Raw genomic sequence first — 15,274 nt, 5'->3', positions numbered from 1 at the left:
ATATTCATCTATTCTACTCTACGATTTGAATACGCTTAAACCGGGCGTGTTTTTTAGGCGTGTCACTCATTATATTGAATGGATGACATGCCATTTTTTATTCCCGGCCATTCTGAATTCCTCTCCGTCTGTTTTATACAATACCTACTGTTATATACGCAGCCGCTTCATTGCATCGATATCTGATGCAGCATTTATAAATGCTATTTACCACCGTCATTTATTTTATAAATATATGCCGAATCTGACAGAGAGTCCGTAGTAGTATGCTGAAATGATAGGCAAGTTTACGGATGCGAAATTAGCATTGCTTTATCTTTTTTGCCTAATAGGTTTATAGGTAACTAGGATGCTGATAATTGGCTAAGAATATCCGCGAGTAAATCGAAAACCTCGCTGAATAAATGTTCCGCGAATGATGGGAGCAGCGGGAGTAATAAGCCTAGCGTCATGATTCCGACGGTGAGTGTAATCGGAAAGCCAATAACAAATATTGAGAGTTGAGGTGCCATACGGTTAAGTATGCCTAACGCTAGGTTGATTGTTAGCAAGAGGGTTATGATAGGGAGTGCCAACATTAATCCGTTAATAAAAATCAATCCAGCAGCGCGCGCAAGCGAGAGGAAGGCATGGCTATTAATTGGATTGGTACTGATTGGCAAGATATAGAAACTATCTGCCAACAAAGAAATAAGCCAGAGATGCCCATCAAAGGTTAAGAACAGCAGGATTGCGAGAATGTTCATGAAACGGGCTATTACCTGCATGTTCGGGCCGCCCGTTGGATCGAAGAAGGTCGCAAAAGCGAGTCCCATCTGTAAGCCAATAAGCTCTCCCGCGTAGCGAATAGCGGCAAATGCCAACTGCATTGACAAGCCTAGTGCCACGCCGATAAGTATTTGTTGTATTAGCAGCCAGACGCCTGCAACAGAAAAGATAGGCGTGGTGTTTAATGGCAAATAAGGCGCAACGAGCAGGGTAATTAGTACACCTAGGCCAATTTTTACCCGATTGCCGATCGCTCTTTCATTAAAGACTGGTGCGGTACTGAGCAATGCAAGAATTCTGACAAACGGCCAGAAAAACTGGCTAACCCAATTCACCATATCCCAACTGTTAAACGTCAGCATGCTTACCCAATAATATTAGGTAACTGGCCGAATAGCGTACGCATATAGTCCAGCATGAGGTTTAACATCCAGGGCCCTGCGATCACTAACGTGAAGAATACTGTTAGGATTTTAGGGATAAATGACAATGTCATTTCGTTTATTTGGGTGGCTGCTTGCAAAAGGCTAATAACCAGCCCGCTGACCAGAGCAGCCATTAGGGGAGGGGCTGCCAGCGCCAACGCGACTTTCATTGCTTCATAGCCCAGTGCCATCACCGATTCTGGTGTCATAGTCGCATTCCTCTAACTATAAAAACTTTGGGCTAATGAACCGAGTAGCAGTTGCCAGCCATCGACTAGTACGAAAAGCATGAGTTTAAAAGGCAAGGAAATTGTCGCCGGAGGAACCATCATCATCCCCAGAGCCATCAATACGCTTGCAACAACGAGGTCGATGATGAGGAAAGGGATAAATACGGTAAAACCAATCTGGAAAGCGGTTTTTAGTTCACTTGTCACAAACGCAGGAAGAAGTACACGCATGGGTACCGCTTCAGGTCCCTGAATTTCTGGGATTTCTGCCAGCCTGGTAAACAATGCCAAATCGGTTTCCCGGGTTTGCCGCAACATGAATTCGCGTACAGGTTCCGCGCCACGTTCGATGGCGACTTCCATGCTGATTTGATCCTGACTAAATGGAAGATAGGCTTCGTCATAAACGCGGTTTAATACCGGTGACATGACAAAGAATGTCAAGAACAGTGTCAATCCGAGCAATACCTGATTCGGTGGCGCGGTTGGCGTGCCCATCGCATTACGTAACAAGCTAAGCACAATGATGATGCGGGTGAAGCTGGTCATCATTAGCAATGCAGCAGGAAGAAACGTTAATGACGTGAGGAAAACCAGCGTTTGTACTGATAGCGTCCAGCTCTGTCCACCGTTAGGTAGTGGTTGCGTCACAATTCCGGGAAGCTGTGCCCATACTGATGGTGCAATGAACAGTAAGCAGATGGCGAAACCATAGCGAAGCGTGTGAAACAAGGCGGTGATACGAAAATAGTTAGGCAAGGCACTCATTCCGATTTTTCCGGACGCTTTAAAACTTTCTTTAACAGTTGATTGAAATCTACTGGCTTGGTGTCGCCAGTGGAGGAACTGTCGTTGATTGGTTGTGCTGGAAGCGTATGCAGCGGTGTAATTTGCTGAGCTGTAACACCTAGTACCAACCAGGTATTATCAACTTCTACAATAACTACTCGCTCACGCTGCCCTACAGGGCAACTGGATACGACTTTTAGCAACTTATTTTGCTTGGCTTGCGGTGCAAAACCGAGTTTACGGGCAAACCAGGCAATTAGTAGAATAAACAATAAAATACCAGCAAGCACGCTACCAACTTGTGTCAGTAACATGCTGCCGGTAAGTGGGGGTTCAGTAACAAGAGTCGACTGCTGGCTTGCTACTGAAGTAGGGGATGATATCGAGGCTGTTGCCATTAACGACTCAGGCGGCGCATACGTTCAGATGGTGTAATGATGTCTGTAATACGAACACCATACTTGTCAGAGACGACGACGACCTCACCTTGGGCGATCAGATAGCCATTGATCAGGATATCCAACGGTTCACCCGCTAAGCCATCAAGTGCAACAACAGAACCTTGGGTTAGGCGCAGAAGCTCTTTTATCGTCATTTTTGTCCGACCGAGCTCAACGGTGAGTTTGACCGGAATATCCAATATCAGATCGATATCCTGTAGGGCACCCAATGGGTCATGGCCGTCTAGTGACTTAAAAATGCCTTCTGTTGTCGCTGCCGGTTTTTCTGCAGCCTGCTGCTCGTTAAATGCATCAGCCCACAGATCGTCCACTGATTCCTTGTCGTCGGACGGTTTCTTGGTGTCACTCATGGGGCTGTTCCTCGTTATCCAGAGAATTCAATATAGGGTTAATCAAATGTTCAACACGTAGGGCGTATTGCCCGTTCAATGTGCCATATTGGCTGGTCAGCACAGGCACACCGTCAACATGAGCAACGATTTTGTCTGGTTTGTCGATCGGTAACACATCGCCGGGCTGTAACTTCAGAATTTTGGACAGTCGCAGCGGAATATCAACAAAGCTTGCAACTAATTCCAATTCAGAATGTTGTACCTGTTTGGCTAAGGTGTCCCGCCAGCTCTGATCTTCCTGACGCGAGTTTTCCAATGGTGGGTTCGCAAGCAGTTCGCGCAGCGGCTCTATCATTGAAAAAGGAATACAGATGTTAAATTCGCCAGTTAGTGAACCGATTTCAACATGAAACGGTGTAGTCACGACGATATCATTAGGCGACGTTGTAATATTGGTAAACTTGACCTGCATTTCTGAACGTACGTATTCGATATCAAGTTTATAAATCGCATTCCACGCTTCGCCATACGCTTCCAGAGCCAGACGTAACATGCGTTTAACCACGCGCTGCTCTGTGTGGGTAAATTCGCGACCTTCGACCTTCGTCGGGAAACGTCCATCACCGCCGAAGAGGTTATCTACAGCGATAAATACCAAACTTGGCGAAAATACGAATAGCGCAGTACCACGTAGCGGTTTTAAGTGAATAAGATTCAGGTTTGTCGGTACCGGAAGGTTCCTGGCAAACTCGTGATAAGGCTGGATCTTGATTCCACCCACGGTAATGTCGGGGCTACGACGCAACAGGTTAAACAACGACATTCTGAATTGGCGAGCGAAACGTTCATTAATAATTTCTAATGCTTGTAAACGCTCACGGATAACGCGTCGCTGAGTATTCGGATCATAGGGTTTTACGCCCCCATCCGTTTTTGATGCCGCATTGGCATCAGCGTCACTATCGCCGCTGTCGCCATTCAATAGTGCATCAATTTCTGCTTGTGAAAGAATACTATCGCCCATAATGGTTACCGCAGTATAAAGGCCGTGAACAGAACATCAGTAACGACCTGGTTAGGTTGACCAGGAACTAATGGTGGGCTTAGCACTTGCTTAATTTGCTCGATTAGCTTCTGTTTACCTTGCTCATTGGCAAGCGTAATTGCGTCCTGACGAGAAAGCAACAATAACAGACGGCTGCGAACTTCTGGCAGATAATTCGTAAAACGAGTGCGCGTTGCCTCATCTGGCAAACGCAGTGTGAATCCAACATATAACACGCGGTCAGGGTCATTATCTGCATTGACTAGATTAACGGTAAAAGTATCCAGTGGCATGAAAACAGGCTCTGGCGGTGGCGGTGCTTCCTGCTCAGCCGTTGCCGCGTTCTTCTGATTTAATAGCCACCAGGCGGCGCCCGCGGCACCAGTTGCAGCGAGAGCAACGATAATCAGTAGTATTAGCCAAATAGACCGTTTACGTCCTGGTCGAACTTGCATATCAGACATAGCCAAAGATAGTTCCCGTTACTTATCGATATTTACTGCTGGATGAAACCAGCAATAAATAAATGCGTAATGTCGATGATTATCCTGCCTATTGCAATGTTCAATACAGAGAATAGGCAGGGAAAATCGTGCTAACTTATTCGTTTACTTCACTTTCAGGCAAAGATATCAACGCCGTTGACCGATGACGCCATCGATTTCAACTGTTCTGGTACGTCTAATAATTCATTCGTGCTTTCTGATGAATGGCCAAATTGCTGTTGGTAAGACGAGCCACGGCTGTTGCCATCGTTGTTATTGCTAGCCATTTGCTGCTGCCAGGCAGAGGAATCACTACCTACACTGCTCTGACCAAGGTTAATTCCACTTTCTGCCATCGCATTACGCAAATGAGGCAGCGCCGCTTCCAGCGCTGAACGAACCTGACTGCTTGCTGAAGCCAGATGAATTTGTGCCTGGTTATCATCAAGTTTTAGACTGATGTGCAGTGCGCCCAATTCTTGTGGATTTAAACGTAACTCTACAGTTTGCTGGCCGTTACGGCTGAACATAATGATTTGCTGACCCAATGCGTCTTGCCATTGTGGCGAGCCAAACGGTGCATTTAACTGAGCACTTGTTGCCTGAGGGGCTGGAGCAGTGCTTCCAACTGATGCAGGTTGAACGTGCATAGCCTGCACCACTGGTGGTGTTGTTTGAGACGCGCCGTTGCCCAAGGTAGAAGCCGATTCAGACGCATTGCGATCGCCAGCAAGAGAGTGCGGTGTCGTCAGCGCAAATTTTGCAGCATCGTCCGTAGACTCAGTCGTTGTCGATGAGGTCTGTTTGGTTGCATGATGCAGATCGCGCGAGATATCCGCATTTTTATCTGGCATGACTGATGTGTCGAGCAGCTTTGCTAGCGTGCCTTTGGCACTTTCACCCGTATTGTTTAGTACAGATGCGGGAGCCTCGTTCTGGCGTTTAGCGTCAATGAGCCCCGGAATATTTAAACCCGTCGTATTAACGACAGTCGCAGCAATACTATCGACGGCAGTTGGCGCAGGTAGTGGCGCAGTTTGCAACATGGCAAGCAGTGCCTGCATTGCAATCGCATCGTCTGCAGTATTGTCGTTATCTTTCTTATCCAGACCTTTTAACTTTGCCTGTTCTGCAATTTCTGGATTTTGCTTACCTGCTGTAATGGTTGCTCCAGTCAGAGAACTGAATGAAGAAAGCAGGGCATTTAAATCGTCACGACTAAGCGAAGCGTTATCTTTCCCTAAAGCGTTTAGCAGGGCTTCTTCATCTACTTTGTCGAGTGTCTTTTTACCCGAAGTATCGGCTACTTGTGATATGCGTTTGCTCAACAGATCAACAAAATCTTTTGGTAGCTCACCCTGTGTCAGCAAAGAAGCAGAAGAACTGCTTGTATCACTGGCAGTGGTAGCTATAGGTAACGCGGACAGATTCATGATTCTGTTTTCCTCTGTGAGGCCCGTTGGGCAAATTCATCCATTTGTTTTTGTTCTATTTTATTTTCTTTGGCAAGTTGTCTTGTCACTTCGCGATCCTGCAATTTCTCAAATGCATTCAATCGCTGCTGTTTTTCTTGCCAAGTCTTCATTGCTAAATCTAAACGTGATGTCCATTGTGAGAGCTGTTGTCTGTGTTGCTCAATTGCGCTGTCCAGCGTTCGGATGAATTGCTGATAATTTTGCCAGCTATTATTCGCCATACCAGAGGACATCGTCGAGTTCAATTTTTGACGATAGTCATCCTGATAGTTTAACAGCATATCGAGTTGCTGCTCAGCCTGTTGGTGCGCCTGTCGTACCTGGCCCAACTGCCCAGCAGCTTTCTCAACATCCTTCTGCGCCAGTTCGCGTAGTGTAACCAGCGGTGACTGGGTTTTCATCTGCTCTCCTACTCATTACGAGGGAAAATAGTGTGCAACGCCTGGCAGGCTTCTTCATAGTTGCTTTGTTCAAACATCCCTTGCTGCAAGAAGGCTTCCAAGTGCGGATAGAGCCGAATTGCTTTGTCAAGCATAGGGTCACTGCCTGCGGCGTAAGCACCAACACTGACTAAATCACGGTTACGTTGGTAACTGGATAGTAACTGTTTAAACTGTCTTACAGAAGCATAGTGGCCTTCATCGATCAGCGCTGTCATCGCACGACTAATCGATGCTTCAATATCAATTGCCGGATAGTGACCAGACTCCGCGAGTTGACGGGACAACACGATATGTCCGTCAAGGATGGCACGAGCAGAGTCGGCTATAGGGTCCTGCTGGTCATCACCTTCTGTCAGAACAGTATAGAAGGCGGTGACTGAACCACCTCCATGAATACCATTTCCTGCGCGTTCTACCAGCGCGGGTAATTTGGCAAAGACAGAAGGGGGATAACCCTTGGTTGCCGGCGGTTCGCCAATTGCTAAAGCAATTTCACGCTGTGCCATGGCATAACGCGTGAGCGAATCCATGATGAGCAGAACGTGATGACCGCGATCGCGAAAATCTTCAGCAATACGCGTGGCATACGCTGCCCCTTGCATCCTTAGTAATGGAGAAACATCAGCCGGGGCGGCAATAACAACAGAGCGTGCTCGTCCTTCCGTGCCCAGGATATTCTCGATAAAATCTTTTACTTCTCGGCCACGTTCACCGATAAGGCCAACCACAATGACGTCAGCCTGAGTATAGCGCGCCATCATGCCTAACAGCACACTTTTACCAACTCCTGAACCAGCAAACAAGCCCATTCGCTGCCCTCGACCTACGGTGAGCAAGGCATTGATGGCTCGAACACCTACATCCAGAACACTTTCGATTGGCGTTCTTTGCAATGGGTTGAAAGGTGGCGTGATCAGCGGCGCGCGATAGCCTGTATCGGGTGCAGGTAAACCATCCAGCGGTTTTGCACTGCCATCTAGCACACGACCAAGTAACTCTGGGCCTAATGGTAATTGCTTTCCCTGACTGCTGCTGTCTTGGCCGACGCGGGCGTAAACACGAGCACCAGGGGTAATACCTTCAACTTCTTCCAACGCCATGAGAAAGAGTTTTTGCCCGTTGAAACCGACAACTTCACATTCGATCTCTTCAACTTTAGCGCCATTTTGCCGTTCGATGAGGCAGGTTGCGCCCAGCGGCATGTGCAACCCTGTTGCTTCCAATACCAAACCTGTCGCCCGGGTTAAGCGGCCGTAACGACGCACTGAAGGTGTGTCGTCAATTCGCTTCTCAAATGAATCGAGAGAAGAGAGCCAGCGTCCGAGGCGTGAAGTCATTATAATTCTCCCGGGGCGGCTAAACGGCAAAGCTCATGCCAGCGTGTTGCCAGGCTGGCATCCAGATCGCCTTCTTCTGCACTCACCTTGCAACCACCAGGATGGAGCTGGCTATCAGCAAGCAATCTCCAACCATGTAAGCTGAGTGTTGGGCCCAAATATTGTTCAACGCGTTCCAGATCTGAAGGATGAACGCGCAATTGAGTCTTACCTGAAAACATCGGTTCCTGCTGGATCAATTGCTGTATTTGACCAAGCAGGGCATTACCGTCGCACACCGGAGGCTGCCCCAGAATCTGCTTGGCTGCAGTCAAAGCCAACTGCATCAGGCGAGCAGGGATCACGCTGTCGAGCGTATCCAACGTCTGTTGGAATTCGGTGACCATTTGCTGCATCTGTTCGATGATCGGCTGCTGCTGCTGTAAGGAATTTTGCAACCCCTGCTGTTGCCCCTTCGCTAAACCTTCCTGATAACCTGCGTCATAGCCTTGTTGGTGGCCTTGAGCAAAACCTGTTTCTCGCGCCTGTTGCATCGTACTTTCACGCAGAGACGTGAGTTCATCCTCTAAAGTAGGGACGGCGTTCTCTTCGTTGAAACGCTCCAGCGCAGGCACTTCAGGTTCATCATTTACCTGATATGCGGATACGGACTTTGAAACTGGTTCAGCCAGGTCATTGAGCTTCCAGGGCTGCCAAGCCAGATTTTTGGGGGCATTAGACATATGCATCCTCGCCGCCACCGATAATCATCTCGCCACTGTCTGCCAGTCGACGAACGATAAGCAGAATCGCTTTCTGTTCGTTTTCGACCTGGGACATACGTACCGGACCACGAGTTGATAGGTCGTCGCGAAGAATTTCTGCCGCACGCTGAGACATGTTGCGCAGGAATTTCTCGCGTAACGGTTCTTCGGCGCCTTTCAATGCCAACAGCAGAGATTCGGACTCGACTTCCTGCAGAAGACGCTGGATGCTGCGGTCGTCCACGTCCACCAGATTTTCGAACAGGAACATTTCGTCGATGATTTTCTGTGCCAATTCGCCATCGAATTCGCGTACAGCATCGATAACGGCCTCTTCCTGCTGGGTTTTCATCAGGTTGATAATCTCAGCCGCAGTACGAACACCACCCATTTTGCTGCGTTTGAGGTTCTGACCATCCAACAAGCCATTCAGAACATCTGTCAACTCTGCTAATGCAGAAGGCTGAACGCCACCGAAGGTCGCAATACGCAGCATGACGTCATGACGAAGACGTTCATCAAACAGGGCTAAGATATCGGCAGCTTGGGCACGCTTCAGGTGCACCAAGATTGTGGCGATAATCTGCGGATGTTCGTCGCGAATAAGGTCTGCGGCAATCTGCGGTTCCATAAAGTTGAGTGTTTCCATTCCACTTGTGGAGTCGCGGCTCTCAAGAATATCTTCCAGCAGGCTAGACGCTCGCTCTTCACCAAGGGCTTTGACAAGCACTGAACGAAGGTAATCGCCAGCATTCACGCTGAGAGCAGCATATTGCTCAGAGTCAGATTCAAACTCTCTCAGGATTTCGAGTAGTTGCTGTTGCGATACCTGTCTCATGTTTGCCATTGCAGAACTGAGATGCTGTACTTCTTTGGTCGAAAGGTGAGTAAACACTTCCGCAGCACGGTCTTCACCAATGGTCATCAATAAGATGGCGCTTTTTTCTGTTCCTGTCAGGCTCATAGTTCAGTACTCATCCATTGGCGAATGACCAGAGCGACGACGCGTGGATCGTTCTCTGCCATTTCACGTATACGGTTACTTTGCATTTCTGCATTGACACGTTGTTGCGATTTCCGCTGCTGCTCAACTTCCGAGCTACTCAGATTGACCATAACATCGTTATCTGCACCTTGAGAAAGGGTGGCAGCTGCCAGTGCCGCTTCTTGTTGCTGCGCTTTTCTCTGCAATTGTGGACGGACCAATTTACGCCACAAGATCCAGGCAACGATCAGGACCAACAGCCAACGACCGGCTTCCATCAGGAGATCGAGAAATGCCTGTTTTTGCCAGAAGGGGAGTTCGCCAGAACTGTCAGTGGTATCCATAAATGGCGTGTTAACGACATTTAATGTATCGCCACGTTCAGCAGAGAAGCCCATTGCTTCACGCGCTACTGTTTCAATTTGTTTGATCTGATCTTCTGTCAGCGCAACTGGTTTACCATCCTCACCAGGAGCCTGATAGTTAACGATAATGGCTGCAGACAAGCGCTTCACACCACCCGTGCTGTGCTTGGTGTGTAAAATAGTCTTGTCGACTTCATAGTTTGTCGTTGCATCATTGCGGACGTTCGAGGTCTGAACGACGGTATTGGCATTCGCTGCATTCGCTTGCGTGCCAGCCGCATTGTTTTGGTTCTGCTGGCCTGCCTGATTATTCGCATTAGCGTTGGCATTATTTGGCGGAGTCGCGATAGGTGCTGTCGGTGCGGGTGCGGGTTGGTTGGTCAATGCACCAGGGACGCCACCTACGTTCGGGCCCCCTTTCTGCTCACTCTGGCTGGTTTGTTGAGAGCGAACGGCCGCTTTATCCGGCGGCTGGTTAGGTTGATACTGTTCGTCAGTTTGTTCGCGAGCTGAGAAATCGATTTGTGCGGTAACCTGAGCATGTACGTTGCCCATACCAACCATTGGGGCAATGATTGATTCTATACGGCGTTGGTACATTGCCTCGACTTCGTTGCTGTACTTAAGCTGCGCAGCATTCAGGTCGCGGCTGCTGCTACCCGCTTGAGTTAACAGGCGCCCAGTTTGATCGACGACAGTAATATTATCCGGTGGCAGGCCAGCAACGCTGCTGGAAACCATGTATACGATAGAGTTGATTTGACCTTCATCTAATGCACGGCCCGGCTGTAATGTCAGAGTGACAGAAGATGAGGGGGACTTTTGCTCACGTACGAACAATGAAGGCTTCGGTATGGCAAGGTGAACTCGCGCATTCTGGACCGGACCTAGTGTTTCTATCGTTCTGGATAGCTCGCCTTCCAGCGCACGCTGGTAATTAATTTGCTCGCTGAATTGGCTGATGCCAAATTTTTCCTTGTCGAGCAATTCAAAGCCAACGGCACCGCCTTTGGGTAGTCCCAATTGGGCAAGTCGTAGCCGAGTTTCATAGACATTCTCGGCGGGAATCATTATAGCGCCGCCGTTTTCCGCAAAGCGGTAAGGGATATTCAGCTTTGTTAACTCGCTGACAATCGCACCGCCATCACGATCATTTATATTGCTATAAAGAACCCGATAATCTGGGCCTTTGGCCCATAGCGTTAATGCGACAACAATCGCAATCGTCGCGGCTGCAGCGATCAGGAGCGGAATCTTCGGATTGGCGCGTAACCGGTTGAGTATTTCGCCAAAGCTGTTTTTACCGGTAGCGGAACCGGTTAATGAGGCGTTCATACTCTATCTCTGCTTGGTTGTTGAACGATATACTTAGCATTGTTACGTGACAAAACAGAACTCCCTGATTGCGCAATCAATAAAACATTTCGCCTAGGTTTATCGGCATGTCATTATTTTCCGTAAAAGAAAAATCGATGGGTCGATAAGGTAGCATTTTTCACGCTAATTACCCCATTTAGACTAAATGGGGTGTGATAGGTTATCGCTGTCATAAATGTATGTAAAAACCTAAGCAGTATGGTTTAGTGAGGTATTATGTCGATTCAAGGTATTGATGGCGTTCTACAGCAAATGCAGGTCAAGGCTCTGCAGGCTGCCGACACGCCTATAGCCAGACCATCCGTAGAGCCTGGTTTTGCCAGTGAGTTGAAAGCCGCGATCGATAAGATCAGCGACACGCAGCAGGCTGCTCGTACGCAGGGCGAAAAATTTACCATGGGTGTACCGGGTGTTGCATTGAATGATGTGATGGTGGATTTACAGAAATCATCAATTTCAATGCAGATGGGCATTCAGGTGCGTAATAAACTGGTATCTGCGTATCAGGAAGTGATGAATATGTCCGTTTGATGTCGCCTGATGGCATCAAACTGTAATTAGTAAAGTATTGTGCCTAGCCTCATTGTTAACTCAATGAGGCTAGGCACAATCTTTATCTCTATAGCCTGCCTTGCAATTCCTTTCCTTCGTTTCGTACTGACTTCTCGTTGTACTCATCGTTGAATAAGTGTACTAAAAATTTCAACGATGGATAAAAAACGCGCTTCGTATAAACAAGAAGCGCGTCGAGATCGATGTAATTTATAGAACGCTATGAACGTGTTTCGTCAGGCAACGGTTCTCCAGGCAGCAGTCGCTGTCCTGCAAATTCGCTATAAGTCGTATTAATTGACTTTTGCTTGAGTGATTGCCCCATTAACGAACTTAACTCATCCATCCGCTTCTGCAGTAGTTGTTTTACTTTCGCTTCATTATCCATCACTTCCTGCAAAATCTGTCGTAGGTGCAGTCGCATCATACTGTCGATTTCGTCAGGAATTGGCGTATTGACCAAGCCTTCGACGGACTGAACATAAACAATCTCTTGCTCAACCAACGTATCCCATTGACCACCTACGGCCAAGTGAAGAATTTTTTGACTCAGAGACAAAAGCTGTTGGTAATTTTTTAGAAGCCGATGGGGGGAGACCATTAACGTACTTCCTGCTCTGGTTTGTAATTAGGGCCGATTTGCCGCCAGGCATCAGCGATATTTTCTAGCAACGCTTCAACGTCTTCTATCGCTTTTGCATCGTTATGTAAATTGGCAATCAACAAACGCTGAGACATGTAGTCGTAGAGAGCGGACAGGTTTTCAACCAACTCACCCCCTCTTTCCATATCCAATCCGGCTTTTAGTCCGTTATTGATAATGTCGATTGCTTTAGATAACGCCATACCTTTACCTGGGATGTCGCCTTGCTCCATGAGGATGCGCGCGCGCACCATCGCACTGCGTGCGCCATCAAACAGCATGACAATAAGCTGGTGAGGGCTTGCGCTCATCACGCTGCTTTCAAGGCCTACCTGAGCATAGGCCTGACTACCTTTCATATTGTACATCACGCTACCTATCTACTTAATCAGCAAATTTTAGAGCTTGGAGAACATACTGGTTAAACTAGCAGCCGTTGAACTCATCTGAGACATCGCTTTATCTAGATCTGTAAATTGTTTCTGGTAGCGAGCAATTGTTTCTTCAATACCGTCTTTGATTCGCTGAGATTGGGTATCCAGACTTTTAATCGTTTGATTAATACTATCTTCTTTCGTTTTGATAGTACCATCGACGGTATCAAGGAGTTCTTTCAGATAACCACGAGTTTGTGTCGCAAAACCAGTTTTGTCATTATCACCCACGAAAAAGGCTTGAACTTTTCCTGGTTCTTCTTTAAGCGCTTTATCCAAGACAGTGTTGTCTATTTCAAGTTTGCCTGTCTTAAAATTTTGCTTGATGCCTAAATCGGCGAGAATATTAAATTGACCATTGTCGCTTTGTACTGTGGTGAGTTGGCCTTTAAGTTTGTTCTGTATACCACGGACAGTTGAGTCACCGATTAATGCACCATTTGTGCTGGATTGATCTTCCCCTTTTTTAACTGCGGTGTATTTGGTTTGTGACGCGATAGTATCTTGAAGGCCGTTATAAGCATCAACCCATGCTTTTATAGCATCTTTCATGCCCGTGATGTCTTGATCAACGGTTAGTGTTTCTGGTTTACTCGCTTCTGTTTTAGCTTGTAGTGTTAAGCTGACACCTTCAAATGCATCATCAATCGTATTGCTTTGGCGCTCAATGGTGATGCCGTTTGCAATGATTACAGCATTCTGCGCTGCCACTTTCTCGGTTGTTGAGCCCAGAACATTACCGCCGTCAGTTAGCGTAATTTCACCTTTTTCGCCACTGTTTCTGGCTGTTAGCATCAGGTAATATTCGTTATCTTTGGCTTTGACTACGCTGGCGCTTACACCACCGTTTGCTTTATTGATAGCGTCACGGACGTCGTTCAGCGAGGTTTCTCCGCCTTTGATATCAACCGTCAATGACTTACCATCTGCCTGAGCGATAGTGAGAGAGCTATCTGCTGAACTTAGCGCTGTTGTGGCACTCGTTTTAGCGCTGGAAGTAATGGAGTGAGCTTGAGCTAACTGCTGTACCTCAATACTGTAGCTGCCTGCGACGGCCTTGCTGCTGGTTGTTGCAGTAAATGCCTTATTAGTGCTGGATACTTTTGTGTTGGTGATTCCATCAATAGAGCCAGTGACAACACCGAATGATTGAGATTTGGCTAAGGTATTGGTTGCGGTATTGAGTCTGTCGAGTGAGCTCTTCAGTGCGCTGACACCGGTAAGTTGAGCTTTATAACTGGATTGTTGTGTTGTAATGGGCGTCAAACGTTGGTTTTCAGCCGTTCTCAATTGTGTTAACAAACCGGCCAAATCTAAACCTGAACCTACACCTAATGAAGAAATGCTTGCCATGATCGAATCCTTTATTTGTCCAGAGCCAATGGTCTATATGACGATTATCGGCAGTACGAATAATAAGTTTAGCATTTTAAGTCTGTGTTATTGCCGAGCACTGCAATTGAGATTGTTTTAGTTCTATCTACTAAAGGTAGACGTTGTTGACCTGTGTGGAGAACTTCGCCCGAAATGGCGTATCAGAACGTTTTGATGGCCATAAAACTTACTTCAGTAAAAATTAAAGCTTTTGAAAAGCCTTCCGATAAAGAAGTACAACGGGGATGACCCCGTGGGTCTAACCCGAATTTACGTCTCATTGATTAAGGAACGCTTATCATGGCATCGATTAATACTAACATCATGTCTCTGGTTACCCAGAACAACCTGAACAAGTCACAATCTTCTCTGGGCACCGCTATTGAGCGTTTGTCTTCTGGTCTGCGTATCAATAGTGCAAAAGACGATGCTGCTGGTCAGGCGATTGCCAACCGTATGACTGCACAGGTTAAAGGCCTGACTCAGGCTGCGCGTAATGCGAACGACGGTATCTCTCTGACGCAGACTGCAGAAGGTAACCTGAACGAAATCAACAACAACTTACAGCGTGTTCGTGAGCTGGCGGTGCAGGCAGCAAGTGATACCAACGGCAGTACTGACCGTACTTCAATCTACACTGAAATGAAGCAACGTCTGGACGAAATCGACCGTGTTGCTGGCGCCGCTTCTTTCAACGGCACGAGCCTGCTGGACGGTACTGCAAGCGGCGGTATCAACATTCAGGTTGGTGCAAACACCGGTGCTAATGAAGTTATCACTATCGATTCTGGCGCGCTGGTTAATGCAACGACGACTTCTGGTGCCGGTCTGGCTTCAGGCGTCTCTACTGCCGTTGCTGCAATCAGTGGTGGTACTGGTACTATTGGTGGGTCAGGTGGTCTGGCTGCAACAATCATTAGCAGCGTTGATACTGCACTGAAAGCGGTAGATACCGCACGTAGTAACCTGGGTGCGATCCAGAACCGTTTCGAATCCACGATCACCAACGTA

The 15,274-nt window shown here is 47.5% G+C and carries 18 protein-coding genes; 2 read left to right on the top strand and 16 right to left on the bottom strand.

The features are described from left to right. Window positions 1–344 precede the first annotated feature (344 nt). The 13 genes from fliR to fliF all read right to left on the bottom strand — a co-directional run bounded on the left by fliR (window position 345) and on the right by fliF (window position 11,218). Complete coding sequence (gene fliR, locus A0G03_RS20725) at window positions 345–1,130, bottom strand: flagellar biosynthetic protein FliR (protein ID WP_048259598.1); 786 nt, start codon at window positions 1,128–1,130, stop codon at window positions 345–347. 2 nt (window positions 1,131–1,132) lie between these two features. After that, window positions 1,133–1,402 carry a flagellar biosynthesis protein FliQ gene (gene fliQ / locus A0G03_RS20720; protein ID WP_048259599.1) on the bottom strand — a complete coding sequence of 90 codons (270 nt, stop codon included), beginning with the start codon at window positions 1,400–1,402 and terminating at the stop codon, window positions 1,133–1,135. Window positions 1,403–1,414: 12 nt separating this feature from the next. After that, on the bottom strand, window positions 1,415–2,191 hold the full coding sequence (gene fliP / locus A0G03_RS20715) for a flagellar type III secretion system pore protein FliP (protein ID WP_048259600.1): 777 nt from the start codon (window positions 2,189–2,191) through the stop codon (window positions 1,415–1,417). Continuing rightward, complete coding sequence (fliO, locus tag A0G03_RS20710; protein ID WP_048259601.1) at window positions 2,188–2,610, bottom strand: flagellar biosynthetic protein FliO; 423 nt, start codon at window positions 2,608–2,610, stop codon at window positions 2,188–2,190. The genes fliP and fliO overlap by 4 nt, the downstream gene beginning before the upstream one ends. Further along, window positions 2,610–3,023, bottom strand: coding sequence for a flagellar motor switch protein FliN (gene fliN / locus A0G03_RS20705; RefSeq protein ID WP_010279616.1), 414 nt, complete (start codon window positions 3,021–3,023; stop codon window positions 2,610–2,612). The genes fliO and fliN overlap by 1 nt, the downstream gene beginning before the upstream one ends. Beyond that, complete coding sequence (fliM, locus tag A0G03_RS20700) at window positions 3,016–4,029, bottom strand: flagellar motor switch protein FliM (protein ID WP_011093296.1); 1,014 nt, start codon at window positions 4,027–4,029, stop codon at window positions 3,016–3,018. Before fliM ends, fliN begins: the two co-directional genes overlap by 8 nt. 5 nt (window positions 4,030–4,034) lie before the next feature. Then, window positions 4,035–4,514 (bottom strand): flagellar basal body-associated protein FliL, encoded by a 480-nt coding sequence (gene fliL / locus A0G03_RS20695; protein WP_048259602.1) that lies wholly within the window; start codon window positions 4,512–4,514, stop codon window positions 4,035–4,037. A gap of 155 nt (window positions 4,515–4,669) precedes the next feature. Then, window positions 4,670–5,968, bottom strand: coding sequence for a flagellar hook-length control protein FliK (locus A0G03_RS20690; protein ID WP_048259603.1), 1,299 nt, complete (start codon window positions 5,966–5,968; stop codon window positions 4,670–4,672). Next, on the bottom strand, window positions 5,965–6,411 hold the full coding sequence (gene fliJ / locus A0G03_RS20685; protein WP_048259604.1) for a flagellar export protein FliJ: 447 nt from the start codon (window positions 6,409–6,411) through the stop codon (window positions 5,965–5,967). Before fliJ ends, A0G03_RS20690 begins: the two co-directional genes overlap by 4 nt. Window positions 6,412–6,419: 8 nt before the next feature. Beyond that, window positions 6,420–7,790, bottom strand: a complete 1,371-nt coding sequence (gene fliI, locus A0G03_RS20680; protein ID WP_048259605.1) for a flagellar protein export ATPase FliI — start codon at window positions 7,788–7,790, stop codon at window positions 6,420–6,422. Then, a complete protein-coding gene (gene fliH / locus A0G03_RS20675; RefSeq protein ID WP_048259606.1) occupies window positions 7,790–8,512 on the bottom strand; it encodes a flagellar assembly protein FliH in 723 nt (240 codons plus the stop codon). Before fliH ends, fliI begins: the two co-directional genes overlap by 1 nt. Further along, complete coding sequence (gene fliG / locus A0G03_RS20670) at window positions 8,505–9,497, bottom strand: flagellar motor switch protein FliG (protein WP_048259607.1); 993 nt, start codon at window positions 9,495–9,497, stop codon at window positions 8,505–8,507. The genes fliH and fliG overlap by 8 nt, the downstream gene beginning before the upstream one ends. Beyond that, window positions 9,494–11,218: a flagellar basal-body MS-ring/collar protein FliF gene (gene fliF, locus A0G03_RS20665; RefSeq protein ID WP_048259608.1), complete on the bottom strand. Its 1,725-nt coding sequence runs from the start codon at window positions 11,216–11,218 to the stop codon at window positions 9,494–9,496. The genes fliG and fliF overlap by 4 nt, the downstream gene beginning before the upstream one ends. Window positions 11,219–11,476: 258 nt before the next feature. Between fliF and fliE the strand changes: the two genes are divergently transcribed. Beyond that, a complete protein-coding gene (fliE, locus tag A0G03_RS20660) occupies window positions 11,477–11,791 on the top strand; it encodes a flagellar hook-basal body complex protein FliE (protein ID WP_048259609.1) in 315 nt (104 codons plus the stop codon). A 241-nt stretch (window positions 11,792–12,032) separates the two neighbouring features. Here the strand turns inward: fliE and fliT are convergent, their stop codons facing one another. Genes fliT through fliD form a run of 3 tightly spaced genes read right to left on the bottom strand, consistent with a single transcriptional unit; the run spans window position 12,033 to window position 14,242 of the window. Continuing rightward, the gene (fliT, locus tag A0G03_RS20655; protein WP_048259610.1) at window positions 12,033–12,413 is read right to left on the bottom strand and encodes a flagella biosynthesis regulatory protein FliT; all 381 of its coding nucleotides are present in this window, start codon (window positions 12,411–12,413) and stop codon (window positions 12,033–12,035) included. Next, a complete protein-coding gene (gene fliS, locus A0G03_RS20650; protein ID WP_048259611.1) occupies window positions 12,413–12,823 on the bottom strand; it encodes a flagellar export chaperone FliS in 411 nt (136 codons plus the stop codon). The genes fliT and fliS overlap by 1 nt, the downstream gene beginning before the upstream one ends. Before the next feature lie 30 nt (window positions 12,824–12,853). Beyond that, window positions 12,854–14,242 carry a flagellar filament capping protein FliD gene (gene fliD, locus A0G03_RS20645; RefSeq protein WP_048259612.1) on the bottom strand — a complete coding sequence of 463 codons (1,389 nt, stop codon included), beginning with the start codon at window positions 14,240–14,242 and terminating at the stop codon, window positions 12,854–12,856. Between the two features lie 321 nt (window positions 14,243–14,563). Here fliD and A0G03_RS20640 point away from each other — a divergent pair. Further along, window positions 14,564–15,274: flagellin N-terminal helical domain-containing protein (locus tag A0G03_RS20640; protein WP_101749550.1), on the top strand; the 711-nt coding region annotated here is incomplete at its 3' end.

This window comes from Pectobacterium peruviense, from assembly GCF_002847345.1.
Lineage (GTDB): Bacteria > Pseudomonadota > Gammaproteobacteria > Enterobacterales > Enterobacteriaceae > Pectobacterium > Pectobacterium peruviense.
Note: the sequence above shows the minus strand (reverse complement) of the source record. Positions and strands in the feature narration are given on the sequence as shown.

What these genes read in the sequence shown, in the direction of transcription:
- fliO (WP_048259601.1), bottom strand. Translation starts at nt 2,610, where the DNA reads ATGGCAACAGCCTCGATATCATCCCCTACTTCAGTAGCAAGCCAGCAG.
- fliP (WP_048259600.1), bottom strand. Translation starts at nt 2,191, where the DNA reads ATGAGTGCCTTGCCTAACTATTTTCGTATCACCGCCTTGTTTCACACG.
- fliE (WP_048259609.1), top strand. Translation starts at nt 11,477, where the DNA reads ATGTCGATTCAAGGTATTGATGGCGTTCTACAGCAAATGCAGGTCAAG.
- fliJ (WP_048259604.1), bottom strand. Translation starts at nt 6,411, where the DNA reads ATGAAAACCCAGTCACCGCTGGTTACACTACGCGAACTGGCGCAGAAG.
- fliF (WP_048259608.1), bottom strand. Translation starts at nt 11,218, where the DNA reads ATGAACGCCTCATTAACCGGTTCCGCTACCGGTAAAAACAGCTTTGGC.
- fliG (WP_048259607.1), bottom strand. Translation starts at nt 9,497, where the DNA reads ATGAGCCTGACAGGAACAGAAAAAAGCGCCATCTTATTGATGACCATT.
- fliT (WP_048259610.1), bottom strand. Translation starts at nt 12,413, where the DNA reads ATGGTCTCCCCCCATCGGCTTCTAAAAAATTACCAACAGCTTTTGTCT.
- fliL (WP_048259602.1), bottom strand. Translation starts at nt 4,514, where the DNA reads ATGTCTGATATGCAAGTTCGACCAGGACGTAAACGGTCTATTTGGCTA.
- fliR (WP_048259598.1), bottom strand. Translation starts at nt 1,130, where the DNA reads ATGCTGACGTTTAACAGTTGGGATATGGTGAATTGGGTTAGCCAGTTT.
- fliH (WP_048259606.1), bottom strand. Translation starts at nt 8,512, where the DNA reads ATGTCTAATGCCCCCAAAAATCTGGCTTGGCAGCCCTGGAAGCTCAAT.
- fliS (WP_048259611.1), bottom strand. Translation starts at nt 12,823, where the DNA reads ATGTACAATATGAAAGGTAGTCAGGCCTATGCTCAGGTAGGCCTTGAA.
- fliD (WP_048259612.1), bottom strand. Translation starts at nt 14,242, where the DNA reads ATGGCAAGCATTTCTTCATTAGGTGTAGGTTCAGGTTTAGATTTGGCC.
- fliI (WP_048259605.1), bottom strand. Translation starts at nt 7,790, where the DNA reads ATGACTTCACGCCTCGGACGCTGGCTCTCTTCTCTCGATTCATTTGAG.
- fliQ (WP_048259599.1), bottom strand. Translation starts at nt 1,402, where the DNA reads ATGACACCAGAATCGGTGATGGCACTGGGCTATGAAGCAATGAAAGTC.
- A0G03_RS20690 (WP_048259603.1), bottom strand. Translation starts at nt 5,968, where the DNA reads ATGAATCTGTCCGCGTTACCTATAGCTACCACTGCCAGTGATACAAGC.
- fliN (WP_010279616.1), bottom strand. Translation starts at nt 3,023, where the DNA reads ATGAGTGACACCAAGAAACCGTCCGACGACAAGGAATCAGTGGACGAT.
- fliM (WP_011093296.1), bottom strand. Translation starts at nt 4,029, where the DNA reads ATGGGCGATAGTATTCTTTCACAAGCAGAAATTGATGCACTATTGAAT.